The following is a 14,925-nucleotide window of genomic DNA, read 5'->3' as shown; positions in this document are numbered from 1 at the left end:
GGATGGGCTTACGGCCCGGTTGCTGGAGCGCACCCTATGGGCGTGTTTTCCGGACGATGGCTACACGAGCCTTCCGACCGAGCCCTTACGGGCTTGGCGCGAGCGCGTGCGGGCCCGCTGGCCTGAGGGTCGGCAGGAGCTTGAGCTGCGCCTGGAGCTTGTGCGCCAGCGCTTGCTTTCGGGTTCCGTTCGGGGCTATGGTCCGGTCTGGGCGGGCACGGCCGTCCGCTATCGGCTTGAGTCGCTGCGGCTAATGCCTTAGGGAAAGGGCCTCATGGCTAAAGCGCGGCTTCTGGTGGCGGTCGTGTGCTTCGGCGTGGGCGGCTTCCTGAGGTCCGTTCATGCCCAAGATCGCGAAGTTGCCTCTCAAGGGCCGATTTGGACTTTACCGGGCGCTCCCTGGCTATGGTTTGCGGCTCCGCAGGCGTCCTGGGGCCTGCGTCTTGGCGGCTGGTTCGGGTGGCGTGCGCAGGCTGGCGGGGGGCTGCGCGGCGTTTATCCGCGCTGGACGGAGGCTTTGTTCTGGAGCCGAGCTGAAGGCGGTTGGGTTCTGTTTGCGTTGCATCCGAACTTGCGCGGGGTTTGGGAGCGTCCGAGCGCGCGTCCGGAGAGCCGGCCTGCGCAGCGCTTTGAGTACGCCCACTGGGCCTGGGCTGCGTACGCGACGGGCGCCTCTTTCTGGCAGGCCGCCGTAGGGTTTCGGCTCGAGGCGCAGCGCATGCGGCAGCTTTACTACGAGCGCGATCCCGCTTCGCCCTTGATAGAGCGATCCCGCGAGCAGGCCTATCCGGCCCTCCGGCCGCTGCTGGGCCTTACGGCCAGCGCGGGCCTTGGGCTGCGCCTCGGAGGTCCGCTTTGGGGGTACCTGGAGAGCTGGGATCTTGCCGCGTTGTACTCCGACTCCCTCGCCCCCTCGGGCTGGCCTCAGGCCCTGCTGCGGGCCCGGCCCCGAGTGCTGGGCCGGTTTGTGTATCGCCTTCCCTCTTGGGAGGCGGAGCTGGCGGGCAGCACGCACGCCTACCTGGCCTTAGGTGCGCGTCATAGCTGGAGGGATCTGGTTCTGGAGGGGGCCGCGTTTGCCCCCGTGGCCGGATCGGCCCGGACGGGTGGGGGGATGCTCGGGCTCGCCTGGCAGGGCCCTTCGTCTCGCCTTGCGGTGCGTCTTTTTCTGCCCTGGGCGCGCGGGCGGCCTTCACGGACGAGCTTTTCGGCCGCTGAGCTAGAGGGCAACTGGACCTGGAATCGCTATAGCCCCGCCCGGCTTGAGGTGCGCTTGGGCCTCGACTGGCGACCCTCGGAGCCCCTGGCCGGGATCGCGGGCACGCAGTGGCGTTCGACGCAGCTATATATGGCGCAGCGGGAGCGCTATGCGTTGGAGCCCTGGGGGGAGGTTTGGGTGCAAAACCGCACCGAGCGCCCCATTGAGGTGCGCGTGCGCGTGCAGCTGCCGGGCGCGCTGCAGGAGCCCTTTTGGTCGGATTGGATCCGGCTTGGACCGCGCGAGCTCCGAGCCGTGCCCGTGCGCCTGGTGCTGGATCCGGCCGTGGAGCGCCTTGCGGAGCCCCGCATCGCGGATGCCCTCGTGGAGCTTTTTGCTGAACGCCGCCGCCGGCCGGATGATCGCGTGCAGGATCGCTTCACGCTCTATGAGCGCAGCGCCTGGGATGGGGACATCGCCACGCTGCCCTATTACGTGGAGCCGCAGGATTCCGTGCTGCTCGCGCAGGTGCGCGCGCTGTTGCAGGCGCACCAAGCCGAGCTCGACACCCTGGCCGCCTATCGGAGGCCTCTTTTTCTGGTGCGGACGTTCGTGGAGGCGCTGCGCCTGCGCATCCGCTATCTGGCCGATCCGGCGCTGGGCTACGCCGATCGCGTCCAGCGGCCGGCTGAGACGCTGCGTTCGGGCTTTGGCGACTGCGAGGACCTGGCCGTGCTTTTGGCCTCCATGCTCGCCTCTGTAGGGGTGCGAACGGCCTTTGTGGATGTCCTGGAGCCGGACACATTGTCCGTCCCCCCTCGATACGGTCGGCCCTTGCTGGATCGCAATGCCGGGCACGTGTATCTCCTGGTGGATACAGGCCTAAGGCCCGCCTTCGGGGAGCTGGTGAGCCCCAACCGCCGGCGCTGGATTGTGCGCTCAAGCGGTGCCGATAGCCAACCGAGTGTTTGGATTCCCCTAGAGGTTACGCTCATCCCCCAGGGTTTTGAAGCCGCCTGGCAACGGGGCGCCGAGCGCGCCTGGCTGGAGCTCGGAAACGGGCTCGATCAGCCTCCCCGAGCCCGGATTTTTGACGCCAACTAGGCTGTGTCACGTTTTGTTGCTGACACTGTCACCTTTCGCCGGGCCCCGTTCGGGCGTGAGGGGCGCGAAAAAAGGGCCCTCTGGGCCGTTTGGGGCCCTTATAGCCGCCTTTGGCACGGGCTATGCTAGGGGAGAGCGTGCGACGTTACCGATTGGGTGCACTCCTCTGCGACGCCCGGTGGCCTGCGCTACGGGCGGTCTGCCCTCAAACAGGCGACTCTGGGTTGGCGGCCCTGACAAGCCCCAGCCCTTTTATCTTACCTTTGGTACATCCGCCTTGGAGGAGTTTGGGTGCATGAAGCGCGCGCTATTGGGAGCCCTGGGGGTGCTTGGGGGGGCTCTAGTGGTCTGGGCCCAGGAGGCCGGTCCGATTCGGGTCCTGGAGGTGCGTTCGGAGGCCTACGTGCAGCGGGGCTTTGAGGAGGCCTTCGTACCGCTTGAGAGCGGGGTGCGCCTTTCTCGGCTTGATGCCATCGCCACGGGTCCCCAGGGTCGCATCGTACTTGATATCGAGGGTCGGCGCTTAAGCTTACCCCCCCTAGCTATGCTGGATCTGGCTGCGGCCCGGGATGTGGAGCCCCGAGCTGTGCTCGTAGGGCTGGAGCGTCTGCGCAGCCGCCGGCTTCCGAGCCCCCAACCGGTGCGCCTAAGCCGCACGGCCCTGACGCGCGGCTCAGAGGCCGAATCCTTTCCCCCCTCTTTCTCTTTTGATCCCTTGGAACGAGCCGAGCGGCGTTGGCGGGGCCTAGAGGCCTTAGCCGAGGCGGGCTTCTGGGGAAGCTTTGTGCTGGAGGCTAAGCGCCTGCTGGAAGAGGTGCCGGAGCTAGGCGAGCGGCCCGAGCGCCGCCTGGCCGTTGTGGCCGCCATGGCCCGCGTGGGCCTATCCGGGGAGGCGGCGCAGGAGTTCCGGTCTGTGCTGGAGGCCTTCGGATCCACGCACCGGGAGCTACTGGAGCGGTTTTTGCGCCAGTACGGCGAAAGCCTGCGCCTGCGCTGATCGGGTCCGGTCCGCTTTCCGTGCGCATCCCTTTTCGATGCTGGGCGGTCTTGCTTTTCCGCCTTGTAGGGCCGACTTTTACGCCGCCAGCAAAGCGGACCCAAGTCTATGACGGAGTCGCCCTCTTACTTCGAGCCCCACGCCCAGGTGGCGATGATCGATGTGGGGGAAAAGCCCCCGAGCAAGCGCACTGCTGTGGCGCAGGCGCGCGTCCGGCTTGGTCCGGAGGCGTACGAGGCCCTGACGTCAGGCCGCCTGCGCAAGGGAGACGCGCTGAGCGCGGCGCAGATCGCGGGCATTCAGGCGGCCAAGCGCACCCATGAGCTCATCCCCCTCTGCCATCCCGTGCTGCTAACGCACGTGGAGCTGGAGCTTCAGCTGCAGCCTCAGGAGCAGGCCGTGGAGATCCGCGCCTACGCGCAGGCCTACGGGCCGACGGGCGTTGAGATGGAGGCCTTGACGGCCGCCGCCGTGGCCGCGCTTACGCTTTACGACATGTGCAAGGGCATTTCGCGAGACATCGAGATCGAAGCCGTGCGGCTTCTGGCCAAGACCGGAGGCCAGAGCGGAGATTACCGCCGGGAGGCCCCTTGATGGCGGATGTGCGGCCTCTGCGGGCCCTGCGCTACGATCTGGACCGCGTAGGACCCGCCGAACGCCTGATCGCCCCTCCGTATGACGTGATCGATCCGGAAGCACGCGCCCGTCTGGCCCAAAACCCCTACAACGTCGTGCACCTCATCTTGCCCGAGGGGCCGGATCCCTACACGGCCGCAGGCCGGATGCTGGCCGCCTGGATTCGAGACGGCGTGCTCGTGCGCGATCCCGAAGCGGCCTTCTACGCCTACGAGCAGCGCTTCGCGCTCTCGGATGGTCGGCCGAGGCGCCGTCTGGGCTTTTTCGCCCGGGTGCGGCTGGAGCCTTGGGAGTCGGGGCTGATCAGGCCGCATGAGCACATCTTCCCGGGCCCGCTGACGGATCGGCTGCGGTTGCTGCGCGCTACGGATACGATGCTGGAGGCGCCCTTTGCGCTCTACGAGGACCCGGATTGCGCGCTAGAGCCCTTCTTGGAGGAGGCCCTTCAGAGGCCCGTTTTGCGGGCTTGTCTCGATGGGGTTGAGCATCGTCTGGGGCGCATTACGGAGCCGGCCGTGCTGGCGCGCTTTCGCGCGGCGATGGCCGAGCGGACGCTCTACATGGCCGACGGCCATCATCGGTACGAAAGCCTGCTCGCCTACTGGCGCGAGCGCGCTCCGGACAGGGGCGACGCTCAGGCGTTTGGGCTTTTGTACTTGAGCAACGCCGCGGATCCGGCTTTCGCGATCTTGCCCACGCATCGCGGGCTGAGCCGGCTGGGGCGAGAGCTTAGCTGGCGCAAGGCGCTACCACCGGATCTTTGGGAGCCCATGGCCGGGGCTGAGGCGCTCGGGCAGCGCTTAGAGCGCGAGCCCACGGGCTTGGGGGTGCTCGAGCCCGACGGATCCGCCTACTACGTGGGGCCCGCTTCGGCATTGGGTCGGGCCATTTCGGAGGTGCCGGAACCCTTAAATCGCCTGCCCGTTGTGGTTCTGCATGAGCTGCTTTTGCGCAGGGTCCTGGGCCTAAGTCCGGAGCAAGAGGCCCGTTACGTCCGATACTACAAGCAGGCCGATGCGGTCCTTGAGGCTCTGCGTCAAGGCGAGCTGGAGCTGGGCTTCTGGCTTCCGCCTCTCAGCTTCGCCGATGTGCGGCGCGTTGCGGACGCGGGCCTGCGGCTGCCGCAGAAGGCTACGTTCTTTTACCCCAAAATCCCAAGCGGGCTTCTGTTCTGTCCTCTGGAGTAGGCGGATTGGCGCCTTTGAAGCGTTCGCAGGAGGTTGCGATGGACTACGCGCTGGTAATGGCGGGAGGCATCGGGGCCCGGTTTTGGCCCGAAAGTCGGCAGGCCCGTCCGAAGCAGTTTCTGCCCCTGTTTGGGTCCGAGACCTTGCTGCAGGCCACCGTGGGCCGGCTGATGGGCCTGTTGCCACCGGAGCGCGTGCTCGTAATCGGCTCAAGCGCCCATGAGGCGCTGTTGCGCGATCAGCTGCCCCAGCTGCCACCGGAGAACGTGCTCTTAGAGCCCCAGAGCCGTAATACGGCCCCTTGTATCGCGTACGCGGCCCTGCACCTGGCCCGGCGCGATCCGGAGGCGCGTATGCTCGTATTGCCCGCCGATCATCTGATCGGCGACGTGGCCGCTTTGCAGCACGTGCTGCGGGTCGCCCTTGAAGTGGCCGCCGAGCCCGAAGCCTTGGTCACGATCGGCGTGCGGCCCACACGGCCGGAGACGGGCTACGGGTACATCCAGTTTCAAGAGCCCCCCCTGCGCTGGGTGGGAGAGCAGCCCGTATACCGGGTGCGGAGCTTCGCCGAAAAGCCTAACCTGCCCACGGCGGAGCGCTTTCTGGCAAGCGGGGACTTTCTCTGGAACAGCGGGCTCTTCGCCTGGCGCGTGGACAGCATCCTAGGGGCCCTTCGGCGCTGGGCCCCGGACGTGCTCGCGCCCCTGGAGGCCCTGGGAGAGGACCTGGCCGCCCCGGAGGCGTTGCGGCGCGCCTACGGGCTTGTGCCGAAGATCTCCATCGATTATGCCGTCATGGAGAAGGCCGAGACGGTGTACGTGCTGCCGGCCGAGTTCGGGTGGAGCGACGTGGGCAGTTGGATGGCCGTCTACGAACTCTCCGAAAAAGACGCGCACGGAAACGCTCTGCGCGGCCCTGTGGTGGCGCTGGAGACCAGCCATTGCCTGGTGCGAGCCCAGGGCCGGCTTGTGGTGCTCATCGGCCTACATGAGGTGGCCGTCATAGATACGCCCGACGCGCTGCTTATCTGCCGCTTGTCCAAATCCCAACAGGTCAAAGAGGCCGTTGATCACCTGCAGCTCCGAAACATGCGGGAATATTTGTAATCTCCAATTTACAATTCTAGGGCTACTTAAAGGTCAAGGCGGCTCCGGGCGCCCGATTGAGGCCATCTGGAGCGTAAATTCCCTTTGGCACGCGACTGGATACGCCGTGTTGCGGCTGGCGCCCGTTGTGGGGGAGGGCGCCGGGGGCACATCACGCGCGGCGATTAAGCGGGAGTGTTGCGCCTATGCACATTGTCCATCGGGCCGTTCGGCTTGAGGAGCCCGTAGTCGCTTTCCGGAACCTGGGGGAGCTCATGCAGGCCTTCGAGTGCGCCTGTCCCCTGTGGGCCGCGCATGGCCGGCGCGTGGCCGCTATCCTGGAGCGCGCCCTGCGGTGTCTGCCCGCAAGCGTGCGCATACAGCGGGGGGCGCTCCTGCTTGCGGCGCGGCTGCACGATGTGGGGTATTTGCTTGTGCCTGAGGCTGCCGCTTGCGGACGGCTTTCGGCTGCGCAGCTGAGGCGGATTCGGGAGCGGCTGCTGCGCATCAAGGCCTACTGGACACGGCGGGATCCGGCCTCGGCTCCGGAGCGGCTTGAGGAGCTAGCCCGGCTCTGGGTGCTGATCGGACGCCTTGGGCTGGGCGGGCTCGTCTCGGAGGCCGATCGGCGGGAGCTCGAACGCTACAGCCGCCGCTGGGTTGAGGATTCCGATGGGGTCCTTGCTTACCTAGAGCCTGAGGAGGCGCGCGCGCTCCTGGGACCCCCGAAGCCCTGTTGGGAGGAGTCGAGTCATGAGCTATCGCGGCATGTGCTTTTAGGGGTGCGGCTGTTGGAGTCGCTTTCCGAGGTGCCGCAGGCTGTGGTGCGTCTTGTGGCCGTGCACCATGAGCGCGCCGATGGATCGGGCCTGCCCGAAGGGCTGCGAGGGCGGGAACTTGGGTTTTGGGCCCAGCTGTTGATTGCGGCTGATCTTTACGACGCGCACACGGGGGGCTCGCGGGATCCGGCCGAGCATCGGGCCGCGTTTGCGCTGCTCGATGAGCTGGCTCGGGCGGGTAAGCTCGACGTAAAGGCCGTCTCCTGGCTCAAAGAGGCGATCTAGGAAGCCTTCGCCTCTTGGGTTTGCGGGCGCGCCCTCCTTGCGCGGACCTTTGCGAGCGTGGGCGCTTCTGAGCTGGATTTGGCCTTCATGCGCCGCTGCCTGGCCCTGGCCCGCCGGGGCGCGGGCTGGACGGGCCCCAATCCCCTGGTGGGCGCGCTCGTCGTGCGCGAGGGCCGCGTAATCGGCCAGGGCTATCACCCGTACTACGGGGGTCCGCATGCGGAGGCTATGGCCCTGGCCTCGGTTGCGGATCGAGCGCTTTTGCGCGGGGCCACCTTGTATGTGAGCCTGGAGCCTTGCGCGCACTGGGGCAAGACCCCGCCGTGCGCGGAGCTCATCTTTCGCTCCGGAATGCGGCGCGTTGTGGTGGGCGCCTTAGATCCGCATCCGGCCGCCGCAGGTCGGGGCCTGGATTGGCTGCGTCGGGCCGGTCTTGAGCTCACCACGGGTGTGCTAGAGGCCGAAAGTCGTCGGCTCAACGCGGGCTATTTCACGTACCTAGAGCGTGGCCGGCCTTGGGTGGCGCTTAAGATCGCGCAGACCCTGGACGGGCGCGTGGCCAGTCGAACGGGCTCAAGCCGCTGGGTTACGGCGCCGCCCGCTCGGTGTTGGGTGCACCGCTGTCGGGCTCGTTCGGATGCTGTGCTTGTAGGATCCGGCACCGTGGCCGCAGACGATCCGGCGCTCACCGTGCGCTGCGGTCGGGGCCGACAGCCCTGGCGCGTGATCCTGGATCGCAGGGGCCGGCTGGAGCCGGACAGGCGGGTTTTCTCAGATGCTTGGGCCTGGCGCACGTGGGTTTTTACGGCCCCTGGGGTGAGGCCCCCGTATGCGGAACGGCTTCGCGCCGCCGGAGGGCGCTTGTTTGAAGTCCCCGAAGGCCCCGGAGGGCTTGAGCTAAAGGCGGTCCTGGAGCGCCTGGGGCGCGAGGGGGTGCGCTCGGTGCTCGTGGAGTCCGGGCCCCGGCTGAGCACAGCCCTGCTTAGAGCCGGGCTTGTGGACCGGCTGTATGTGTTCATCGCGCCTAAGCTGCTGGGCTCGGGCTTGGAGGCGATAGGGGATTTGGGCATAAGCGAGATGGAGCGGGCCTGGTCGCTACGCAATGTGCGGTTGCGCCGAATCGGCGTAGATTGGCTGCTGGAAGCGGAGCTGTAAGGCCGTGTTTACGGGCATCATAGAGGCCGTCGGCCGCGTTGAGGCCCTCACCCCGCGCGGTCGGGGGGGTCGCCGGCTGCGCATCGGCACCCCTTTAGGAGCTGAGCTCCGGGTAGATCAGAGCGTAGCCGTAAACGGGGTTTGCCTTACGGTGGTGGCCGCCGATCCGGAGGGTTTTGAGGCGGAGCTTGTCGAAGAGACCCTGCGTAAGACCAATCTAGGTGAGCTCAAGGCGGGGGATCTAGTCAACCTGGAGCGTTCTCTGAGTCCGGATCGGCTCCTAGATGGTCACTTGGTGCAGGGGCATGTGGACGCGACGGGCACGCTCTTGGAGGTTGGGGACCGGGCCGGCAGTTGGCTTTTGCGGATCGCCTATCCGGCCGAGTGGGCCGATTACCTGGTTCCGCAGGGCGCGATAGCCGTAGACGGCATCAGCCTGACCGTGGCCGAGCTACAGGAGTCCTGCTTTTCCGTGGCCATCATCCCCTACACCTGGACGCACACGAACCTGCAGAGCCGCCGCGTGGGCGATCGCCTGAACCTGGAGTTTGATCTGATCGGCAAGTACGTGGTACGCTATCTTGAGCGCCGGGGAACCGGAGGGGCTGTCAGCTTGTAGCAAGAGAACGCCAAACTGGCAGAGGGCGCGTTGCCTTCCGGTCCAGAAAGCGGATATCTTTGCGCGAAAGGCAAGCAGGCCGTTATGGAGCTCATCCCGACGATCGATTTCCTTTCTTGCGCCTCTGTGGCCCGGGGCGCCCCAACGGGGCGGCGGCTGTACATCGAGACCTACGGCTGCCAGATGAACGTAAACGACTCCGAGGTCGTGGCCGCGATCTTGTTGGAGCGGGGCTACGGTCTGGTGGATCGGCCTGAGGAGGCCGATGTGGTGCTCCTGAACACCTGCAGCATCCGGGAGCGCGCCGAGGAGCGCGTGCGCCACAGGCTGCAGTATCTGCGCGCGCTCAAGCGCACCCGACGGCCCGGCATGATCATCGGCGTGCTGGGCTGCATGGCCGAGCGCCTGAAGCGGCGGCTGCTCGAAGAAGAACGGCTCGTGGACGTCGTGGCCGGCCCGGACGCCTATCGGGATCTGCCGCGGCTTATCGAGGAGGCCGCGGAGACGGGCCAAGCCGCCGTGAACGTGCTTCTTTCCCGCGAGGAGACCTACGCCGACATTGCGCCCGTTCGGCTGAGCTCCAACGGTGTTACGGCCTTCGTGTCCATCATGCGCGGCTGCGACAACTTCTGCTCCTTCTGCGTGGTGCCCTTTACGCGGGGGCGGGAGCGCAGCCGGCCTGTTGAAAGCATCCTGCGCGAGGTCGAACAGCTGCTGGCCTCCGGATACCGGGAGGTCACGCTCTTGGGCCAGAACGTAAACTCCTACCGTTATGGGCAGGTGAGCTTTGCCGAGCTCTTGTATCGGGTTAGCCTGCTAGATCCCAATCTGCGCGTGCGCTTTTCGACCTCGCATCCCAAGGACGTATCCGATGAGCTCATCCAGGTCATCGCCGAGCGGCCGAACGTGTGCCGCCAGATTCATCTGCCCGTGCAGTCCGGCTCCACGCGCGTGCTGGAGCGCATGCGGCGCACCTACAGCCGCGAGCAGTACCTGGAGCTGGTGGCCAAGATCCGCAGCGCGATGCCCGATGTGGGCCTGTCGACGGACGTGATCGCCGGCTTCTGCGGGGAGACCGAGGAGGATCACGAGCAAACGCTTTCGCTTCTGGAGGAGGTGCGCTTCGATATGGCCTACATGTTCGCCTACTCGGAGCGGGAGGGCACGTACGCGGCCAAGTACCTGCGCGACGATGTGCCGCCTGCGGTCAAGCGCCGCCGGCTGGAGGAGATCATCGCGCTGCAGAACCGCATCTCCCTAGAGCAGCATCGGGCTAAAATCGGCTCTCGGCAGATCGTACTGATCGAACAGACGAGCAAGCGCTCCGATCAGGAGTGGATGGGCAGGGCCGATAACGGCATGGTGGTGGTCTTCCCCAAGGAGCGCTACCGGCCCGGTCAGTACGTAGAGGTCCTGATCGAGGGGGCCACTTCGGCCACGCTGCGGGGTCGTGCTTTGCGGGAACTAGAGGATCTGCGTACGGCGACCGGGCGGCTACAGCCTGAGGTGCTTACCTAAGAAAGGAGGCCTCATGAAGCCGCTCACTTCGCTTTTGGTCCTGCTCGTGGGCACATCGCCTCAGGATCCGCTGGCGACGTGGATCGAGCGCGCCCTTAAGCCCGGCGCCGATCGCGCTGCCCTGCGCGCGGAGCTGGAACGACTTCGGGTGCGGGGGCTTGACCCGGCCGGTTTGCTTTTCGCCGAAGGCCTGTGGTGGGAGCCGGAGCGGCCCGCGGAGGCGGCGCGGCTCTACGAGCAGGTTCTAATCCGCTACGGCCGCAGCCCCTATGCGGCGCACGCGCAAGATCGGCTGGTGGCCTACTATGCGGCCCAGGGGCGCTTAGATGAAGTGGATCGGATCGCGCGCCTGCGCTCTGGCGGCGCTCTTGCGCCCCCGCAGCCTAACGCGAGCACTGGGTTTCGGTCCCAGGCCGCATCGGCTCCGGCGGCCTGGTACACGGTGCAGGCCGCCTTGCTGCGGGATCGCGCGCAAGCCGAACAGCTTGTGCGCCGGCTGCGGAATCTAGGCTTTACGGTGCAGCTTGTCGAATCAAGCTCCAACCCAGATCGGCTCTATAAGGTCTGGGTGGGCCGCTTTCCGGATCGGGCCTCCGCGGAGCAGAAGTTCGCGATGATCCGCAACGCCGTGCGCGCCATCCAAAGCGATCTGCGCTTTTCCGGAGAGCCCGAGATCGTGCCCATACGCTGATCTAGATATGGACCGCGAAGCCCTTCAGGAGCGATTCGGCATCGTGGGCCGCTCGGCGGCCATCCGCAAGGTGCTGGACGTGATTCGGCAGGTGGCCCCGACCGACATCACCGTGCTCATCCAAGGGGAGTCGGGCGTGGGTAAGGAGCTTGTGGCCCGCGCCATCCACGCCATAAGCCCGCGCCGACACAAGGAGCTTGTCATCGTCAACTGCGGGGCCATTCCGGAGGGAATCATCGAGTCGGAGCTCTTCGGGCACGAAAAGGGCGCCTTTACGGGCGCCGTCGACAGCCGCGAGGGCTACTTCGAGCGTGCCAACGGGGGGACGATCTTTCTCGACGAAATCGGGGACATGCCCCTGCATACGCAGGTGAAGATCCTGCGCGTGCTCGAAAGCGGCGAGTACATGCGCGTAGGTTCAAGCCGGGTCCGGCACACGGACGTGCGCGTGATCGCGGCCACGAACAAGGACCTATGGCAGATGGTCCAGGAGGGCAAGTTCCGCGAGGACCTCTACTACCGGCTGGACACGGTCACGATCCGCATCCCCCCGTTGCGGGAGCGGCCGGAGGACATCGAGCCGCTCTTTGCGCACTTCGTGCGAGAGTTCACGGAGAAATACGGGGTGCGCTTTCCGGGGCTGACGGAGGAGGCGCGGGAGCTCCTGTTGACCTATCGATGGCCCGGAAACGTGCGCGAGCTGCGCAACCTGGTCGAGCAGCTGGTGGTTTTGGAGCGCGCCGCGCCCGTTACGGCCGAAACCCTAGCCCACTATCTGAAAGGCGTTCGGCGCGGCGGATCGGCCTACTTGCCCGTGGGCCCGGCCCCGAGCCGGGATGCTGAGGCGCGGGAGCGGGAGCTGCTGTATCGGATCCTGCTTGAGCTCCGCCAGGATGTGGCCGAACTGAAGCGGCTCCTTCTGGGGTGGGCCAACGCGGCCTCGGGGCCGGAGCCCAAAGCCGGGGCGGCCCTGGCCCCCGCTTTTCCGATCGGCTTGCCCCTGTTGCCGGTCCCCATGTCTCCGTACCGTTCGTTTTCGGAGGCCGAGGAGGCCGAGGCCGCGGCCGTCGAAGACGGCTCCCGAGAGAGCAGTAAAAACGGGGACCTGGAGGCCCTGCCCTCGATCGAGGAGGCCGAAAAACGGCTCATTCAGCAGGCGCTAGCTCGTTTCAACGGAAACCGGCGCCATACGGCCAAGGCCCTGGGCATCAGCGAGCGGACCCTGTATCGGAAGCTCAAACAGTACGGCTTGTCTTGATGCGTCTGCTGTTGGGGGGCCTGTTCACCGTCGCGCTGGGGGCAGGCTGCGGCTACTACTCCTTTACGGGGGCTTCGATTCCGGCGCACATCCGAAGCGTCGCCCTGTTGGCCCTAGAGAACCAGGCCACAGGGGCGCTGCCGGGCCTGGAGCGCTGGCTGGAGGAGGAACTCGCCCGACGCCTGAGCGCGCAGGGTGGGCTGCGGTTGGCCGGACCCGAAGAGGCACAGGCCGTGCTCGAAGGGCGCCTGACCGGGTACACGAACCAACCCGTGGCCGTTGCGGCCGGGGAGCGAGCCGCGGTCAACCGGGTGACGGTGAGCCTCTGGGTGCGGTTCTATGATCGGGTCCGCGAGGAGGTGCGTTTTGAAGGTATGCTTTCGGCTTACGGGGACTACGATCCGGGCCAGGATCCCCTAGAAGGCGAACGCCGCGCAGCCCGCACGGCCGTCTCCCGGTTGGCCGAAGAGGCTTTCCTGCGCATCTTCGCCGCCTGGCAGTAGGGCGGTTTGCAAAAATCCCGCTTCCGTTGCATAATCATCCTCGGAGTTGGCCTATGCATGACTGGTGGGATCCCAGCTGGGAGCAGCGCATCGAGCGCGAAGAGCCAACCTACCTGCTGGAGGGGCTTACCGCGCACCTGGAGCGCTTTCCGTTTCACGCCCTTGCCTGGTGGTATTTGGCCCGCGTATGGGAGCGCGCAGGCGATCTAGAGCGCGCCCTCTGGGCCATAAGTCGGGCGCGCGTGGCGCATCCGTACAGCCCCGTCTTGCGGGACTATGCGCAACGGCTGCGAGAGCGAAAGCGCTCCCCAATTCACCCGGCTAGGTCGTCGCCAGCGGGCGGCCTTTCAGAGGAGGCCAGAAGCGTGACCGCCCTGCTTGAGGCCCTGCAGCGAACCCAGAGGCTGTCGGTTCGGCCTGAGGACTTCGAACCCCTTCCGGAGGGCGAGGTTGAAGATCGGGCCCGGGACAGCGACCGGCTTGAGGGCCCTTACACGGAGACGCTGGCGGCCATATATCTGGAGCGCGGCGACTACGAACGGGCCCTCCGGGCCTACACCTGGCTAGCCGAGCGCGATCCCGAAGGGGGGGAGCGCTATCGGCTCCGCATCGAGGAGATCCGCAGGCGGCTTTCGCACACTGCGCAAGAGTAAGCGCATAGCATTCCAAGCCAAGCGGGGAGGAGGGCATGCCTACGTCCACGATCGCCTTTCGCACCGTCTCCGAAATGCTCCTGCGTCAGGCCGAGCGCTACGCGGGCCGCAACAAACCCGCCCTGTGGTACAAAGACAGGGCCCGAGGCGAGTACGTTCCGATCAGCTGGGAGCGCTTCTGGGAGCAGGCCCAGGCCATGGCCGGGTATCTGGCTTCCCAAGGGGTTACAAAAGGCGATCGGGTGGCCCTGCTCATGGAGAACCGGCCCGAGTGGGCGATTACGGATTTCGGTATGCAGCTACTGGGCGCGGTGAACGTATCCCTGTACACGACGATCCCGGCTGGGCAGGTCGAATACATCCTCAAGGACTCCGGGGCCAAGGTGCTGGTGGTCTCCACGAGCTTGCAGCTGGGAAAGGCCCTGAAGGTCTTCGAGGCCTGTCCGGAACTGCGCCAGATCGTCTCCCTTACGCTTGAGGCCGAGGGACTTCCCCCCTACGTCAAACCGTGGGAGCAGGCCCTGGCCGAAGGCCGGGCCTATTGGCAGACGCACCCGGAGCTATGGGAGGCCTGGAGGGCCGTTTCGGAGGAGGACCTCTGCAGCCTGATCTACACCTCGGGCACCACGGGGCTGCCCAAGGGCGTTATGCTCACGCACCGGAACTTCTGCTCCAACGTGCAGGCGGCCCTTCAAGTGATCGACATCTACGAATCGGATCGCACTCTGTCGTTTCTGCCCCTTTCGCATTCCTTTGAGCGCACAGCCGGCTACTTGGCCGTGCTCGCCGGCGGGGCGGAGATCGCCTACGCCGAAAGCTTGGATACGATCGCGCGCAATCTGCAAGAGGTGCGGCCCACGGTGGTCACGACGGTACCTCGGCTGCTGGAGCGGATCTATGTGCTCGTGCACAAAGCCGTTGAAGAGGGGCCGGCGCTGCGGCGTCGCATCTTCTACTGGGCCTTGGAGGTGGGCCGCCAGCTGAGGCAGGCCCTCTGGGAGGGGCGGTCGCCCTCGGCCTGGCTTCGGGCGCAGTATGCCTTGGCGCATCGGCTCGTGTTCGCCAGGTTGCATGAGCGCACCGGCGGACGGCTGCGCTTTTTCGTCTCCGGTGGTGCGGCCCTGCCCAAGGAGGTGGGGGAGTTTTTCGCCTACGCCGGAATCCCGATCATCGAAGGCTACGGACTTACGGAGACCGCTCCTGTGCTGACCGTAAACCCCCTGGACCGGCCGCGTTTTGGGACGGTTGGGTGGCCGC

The 14,925-nt window shown here is 66.4% G+C and carries 15 protein-coding genes (1 of these 15 cut by a window edge); all 15 read left to right on the top strand.

Annotation, left to right across the window (positions count from 1 at the left end):
* Window positions 1–262: hypothetical protein (locus NZ993_04915; protein MCS7155129.1), on the top strand; the 262-nt coding region annotated here is incomplete at its 5' end.
* A gap of 12 nt (window positions 263–274) precedes the next feature.
* On the top strand, window positions 275–2,302 hold the full coding sequence (locus NZ993_04910; GenBank protein ID MCS7155128.1) for a hypothetical protein: 2,028 nt from the start codon (window positions 275–277) through the stop codon (window positions 2,300–2,302).
* 295 nt (window positions 2,303–2,597) lie between these two features.
* On the top strand, window positions 2,598–3,299 hold the full coding sequence (locus NZ993_04905) for a hypothetical protein (protein ID MCS7155127.1): 702 nt from the start codon (window positions 2,598–2,600) through the stop codon (window positions 3,297–3,299).
* 108 nt (window positions 3,300–3,407) lie between these two features.
* Window positions 3,408–3,893 carry a cyclic pyranopterin monophosphate synthase MoaC gene (moaC, locus tag NZ993_04900; GenBank protein ID MCS7155126.1) on the top strand — a complete coding sequence of 162 codons (486 nt, stop codon included), beginning with the start codon at window positions 3,408–3,410 and terminating at the stop codon, window positions 3,891–3,893.
* Window positions 3,893–5,122, top strand: coding sequence for a DUF1015 domain-containing protein (locus tag NZ993_04895; GenBank protein ID MCS7155125.1), 1,230 nt, complete (start codon window positions 3,893–3,895; stop codon window positions 5,120–5,122). Before moaC ends, NZ993_04895 begins: the two co-directional genes overlap by 1 nt.
* 38 nt (window positions 5,123–5,160) lie before the next feature.
* Entirely contained in the window at window positions 5,161–6,228 is a 1,068-nt protein-coding gene (locus NZ993_04890; protein MCS7155124.1) for a sugar phosphate nucleotidyltransferase, read from the top strand.
* 185 nt (window positions 6,229–6,413) lie between these two features.
* The gene (locus tag NZ993_04885) at window positions 6,414–7,271 is read left to right on the top strand and encodes a hypothetical protein (protein MCS7155123.1); all 858 of its coding nucleotides are present in this window, start codon (window positions 6,414–6,416) and stop codon (window positions 7,269–7,271) included.
* 57 nt (window positions 7,272–7,328) lie between these two features.
* The gene (ribD, locus tag NZ993_04880) at window positions 7,329–8,426 is read left to right on the top strand and encodes a bifunctional diaminohydroxyphosphoribosylaminopyrimidine deaminase/5-amino-6-(5-phosphoribosylamino)uracil reductase RibD (GenBank protein ID MCS7155122.1); all 1,098 of its coding nucleotides are present in this window, start codon (window positions 7,329–7,331) and stop codon (window positions 8,424–8,426) included.
* Between the two features lie 4 nt (window positions 8,427–8,430).
* The gene (locus tag NZ993_04875) at window positions 8,431–9,045 is read left to right on the top strand and encodes a riboflavin synthase (protein ID MCS7155121.1); all 615 of its coding nucleotides are present in this window, start codon (window positions 8,431–8,433) and stop codon (window positions 9,043–9,045) included.
* 84 nt (window positions 9,046–9,129) lie between these two features.
* Window positions 9,130–10,563, top strand: coding sequence for a tRNA (N6-isopentenyl adenosine(37)-C2)-methylthiotransferase MiaB (gene miaB / locus NZ993_04870; GenBank protein MCS7155120.1), 1,434 nt, complete (start codon window positions 9,130–9,132; stop codon window positions 10,561–10,563).
* Between the two features lie 13 nt (window positions 10,564–10,576).
* Window positions 10,577–11,254 (top strand): SPOR domain-containing protein, encoded by a 678-nt coding sequence (locus NZ993_04865; protein MCS7155119.1) that lies wholly within the window; start codon window positions 10,577–10,579, stop codon window positions 11,252–11,254.
* 7 nt (window positions 11,255–11,261) lie between these two features.
* Window positions 11,262–12,512, top strand: coding sequence for a sigma-54 dependent transcriptional regulator (locus tag NZ993_04860; GenBank protein ID MCS7155118.1), 1,251 nt, complete (start codon window positions 11,262–11,264; stop codon window positions 12,510–12,512).
* Window positions 12,512–13,015, top strand: a complete 504-nt coding sequence (gene lptE, locus NZ993_04855; protein MCS7155117.1) for an LPS assembly lipoprotein LptE — start codon at window positions 12,512–12,514, stop codon at window positions 13,013–13,015. The genes NZ993_04860 and lptE overlap by 1 nt, the downstream gene beginning before the upstream one ends.
* 53 nt (window positions 13,016–13,068) lie before the next feature.
* A complete protein-coding gene (locus NZ993_04850) occupies window positions 13,069–13,668 on the top strand; it encodes a tetratricopeptide repeat protein (protein ID MCS7155116.1) in 600 nt (199 codons plus the stop codon).
* A 35-nt stretch (window positions 13,669–13,703) separates the two neighbouring features.
* Window positions 13,704–14,925 carry the 5' portion of a long-chain fatty acid--CoA ligase gene (locus tag NZ993_04845; GenBank protein MCS7155115.1) on the top strand. 677 nt of this gene lie beyond the right edge of the window, so the window shows 1,222 of its 1,899 coding nt (coding positions 1–1,222); its start codon is at window positions 13,704–13,706; its stop codon lies beyond the right edge, outside the window.

Source organism: Bacteroidota bacterium (assembly GCA_025059945.1).
Taxonomy (GTDB): Bacteria; Bacteroidota; Rhodothermia; order JANXDC01; family JANXDC01; genus JANXDC01.
This window is presented reverse-complemented; position numbering and strand designations above follow the sequence as displayed.

Bases quoted from the DNA above. Each gene is read 5' to 3' on its own strand.
- NZ993_04910 (MCS7155128.1), top strand. From the start codon at position 275: ATGGCTAAAGCGCGGCTTCTGGTGGCGGTCGTGTGCTTCGGCGTGGGC.
- NZ993_04905 (MCS7155127.1), top strand. From the start codon at position 2,598: ATGAAGCGCGCGCTATTGGGAGCCCTGGGGGTGCTTGGGGGGGCTCTA.
- moaC (MCS7155126.1), top strand. From the start codon at position 3,408: ATGACGGAGTCGCCCTCTTACTTCGAGCCCCACGCCCAGGTGGCGATG.
- NZ993_04895 (MCS7155125.1), top strand. From the start codon at position 3,893: ATGGCGGATGTGCGGCCTCTGCGGGCCCTGCGCTACGATCTGGACCGC.
- NZ993_04890 (MCS7155124.1), top strand. From the start codon at position 5,161: ATGGACTACGCGCTGGTAATGGCGGGAGGCATCGGGGCCCGGTTTTGG.
- NZ993_04885 (MCS7155123.1), top strand. From the start codon at position 6,414: ATGCACATTGTCCATCGGGCCGTTCGGCTTGAGGAGCCCGTAGTCGCT.
- miaB (MCS7155120.1), top strand. From the start codon at position 9,130: ATGGAGCTCATCCCGACGATCGATTTCCTTTCTTGCGCCTCTGTGGCC.
- NZ993_04865 (MCS7155119.1), top strand. From the start codon at position 10,577: ATGAAGCCGCTCACTTCGCTTTTGGTCCTGCTCGTGGGCACATCGCCT.
- NZ993_04860 (MCS7155118.1), top strand. From the start codon at position 11,262: ATGGACCGCGAAGCCCTTCAGGAGCGATTCGGCATCGTGGGCCGCTCG.
- lptE (MCS7155117.1), top strand. From the start codon at position 12,512: ATGCGTCTGCTGTTGGGGGGCCTGTTCACCGTCGCGCTGGGGGCAGGC.
- NZ993_04850 (MCS7155116.1), top strand. From the start codon at position 13,069: ATGCATGACTGGTGGGATCCCAGCTGGGAGCAGCGCATCGAGCGCGAA.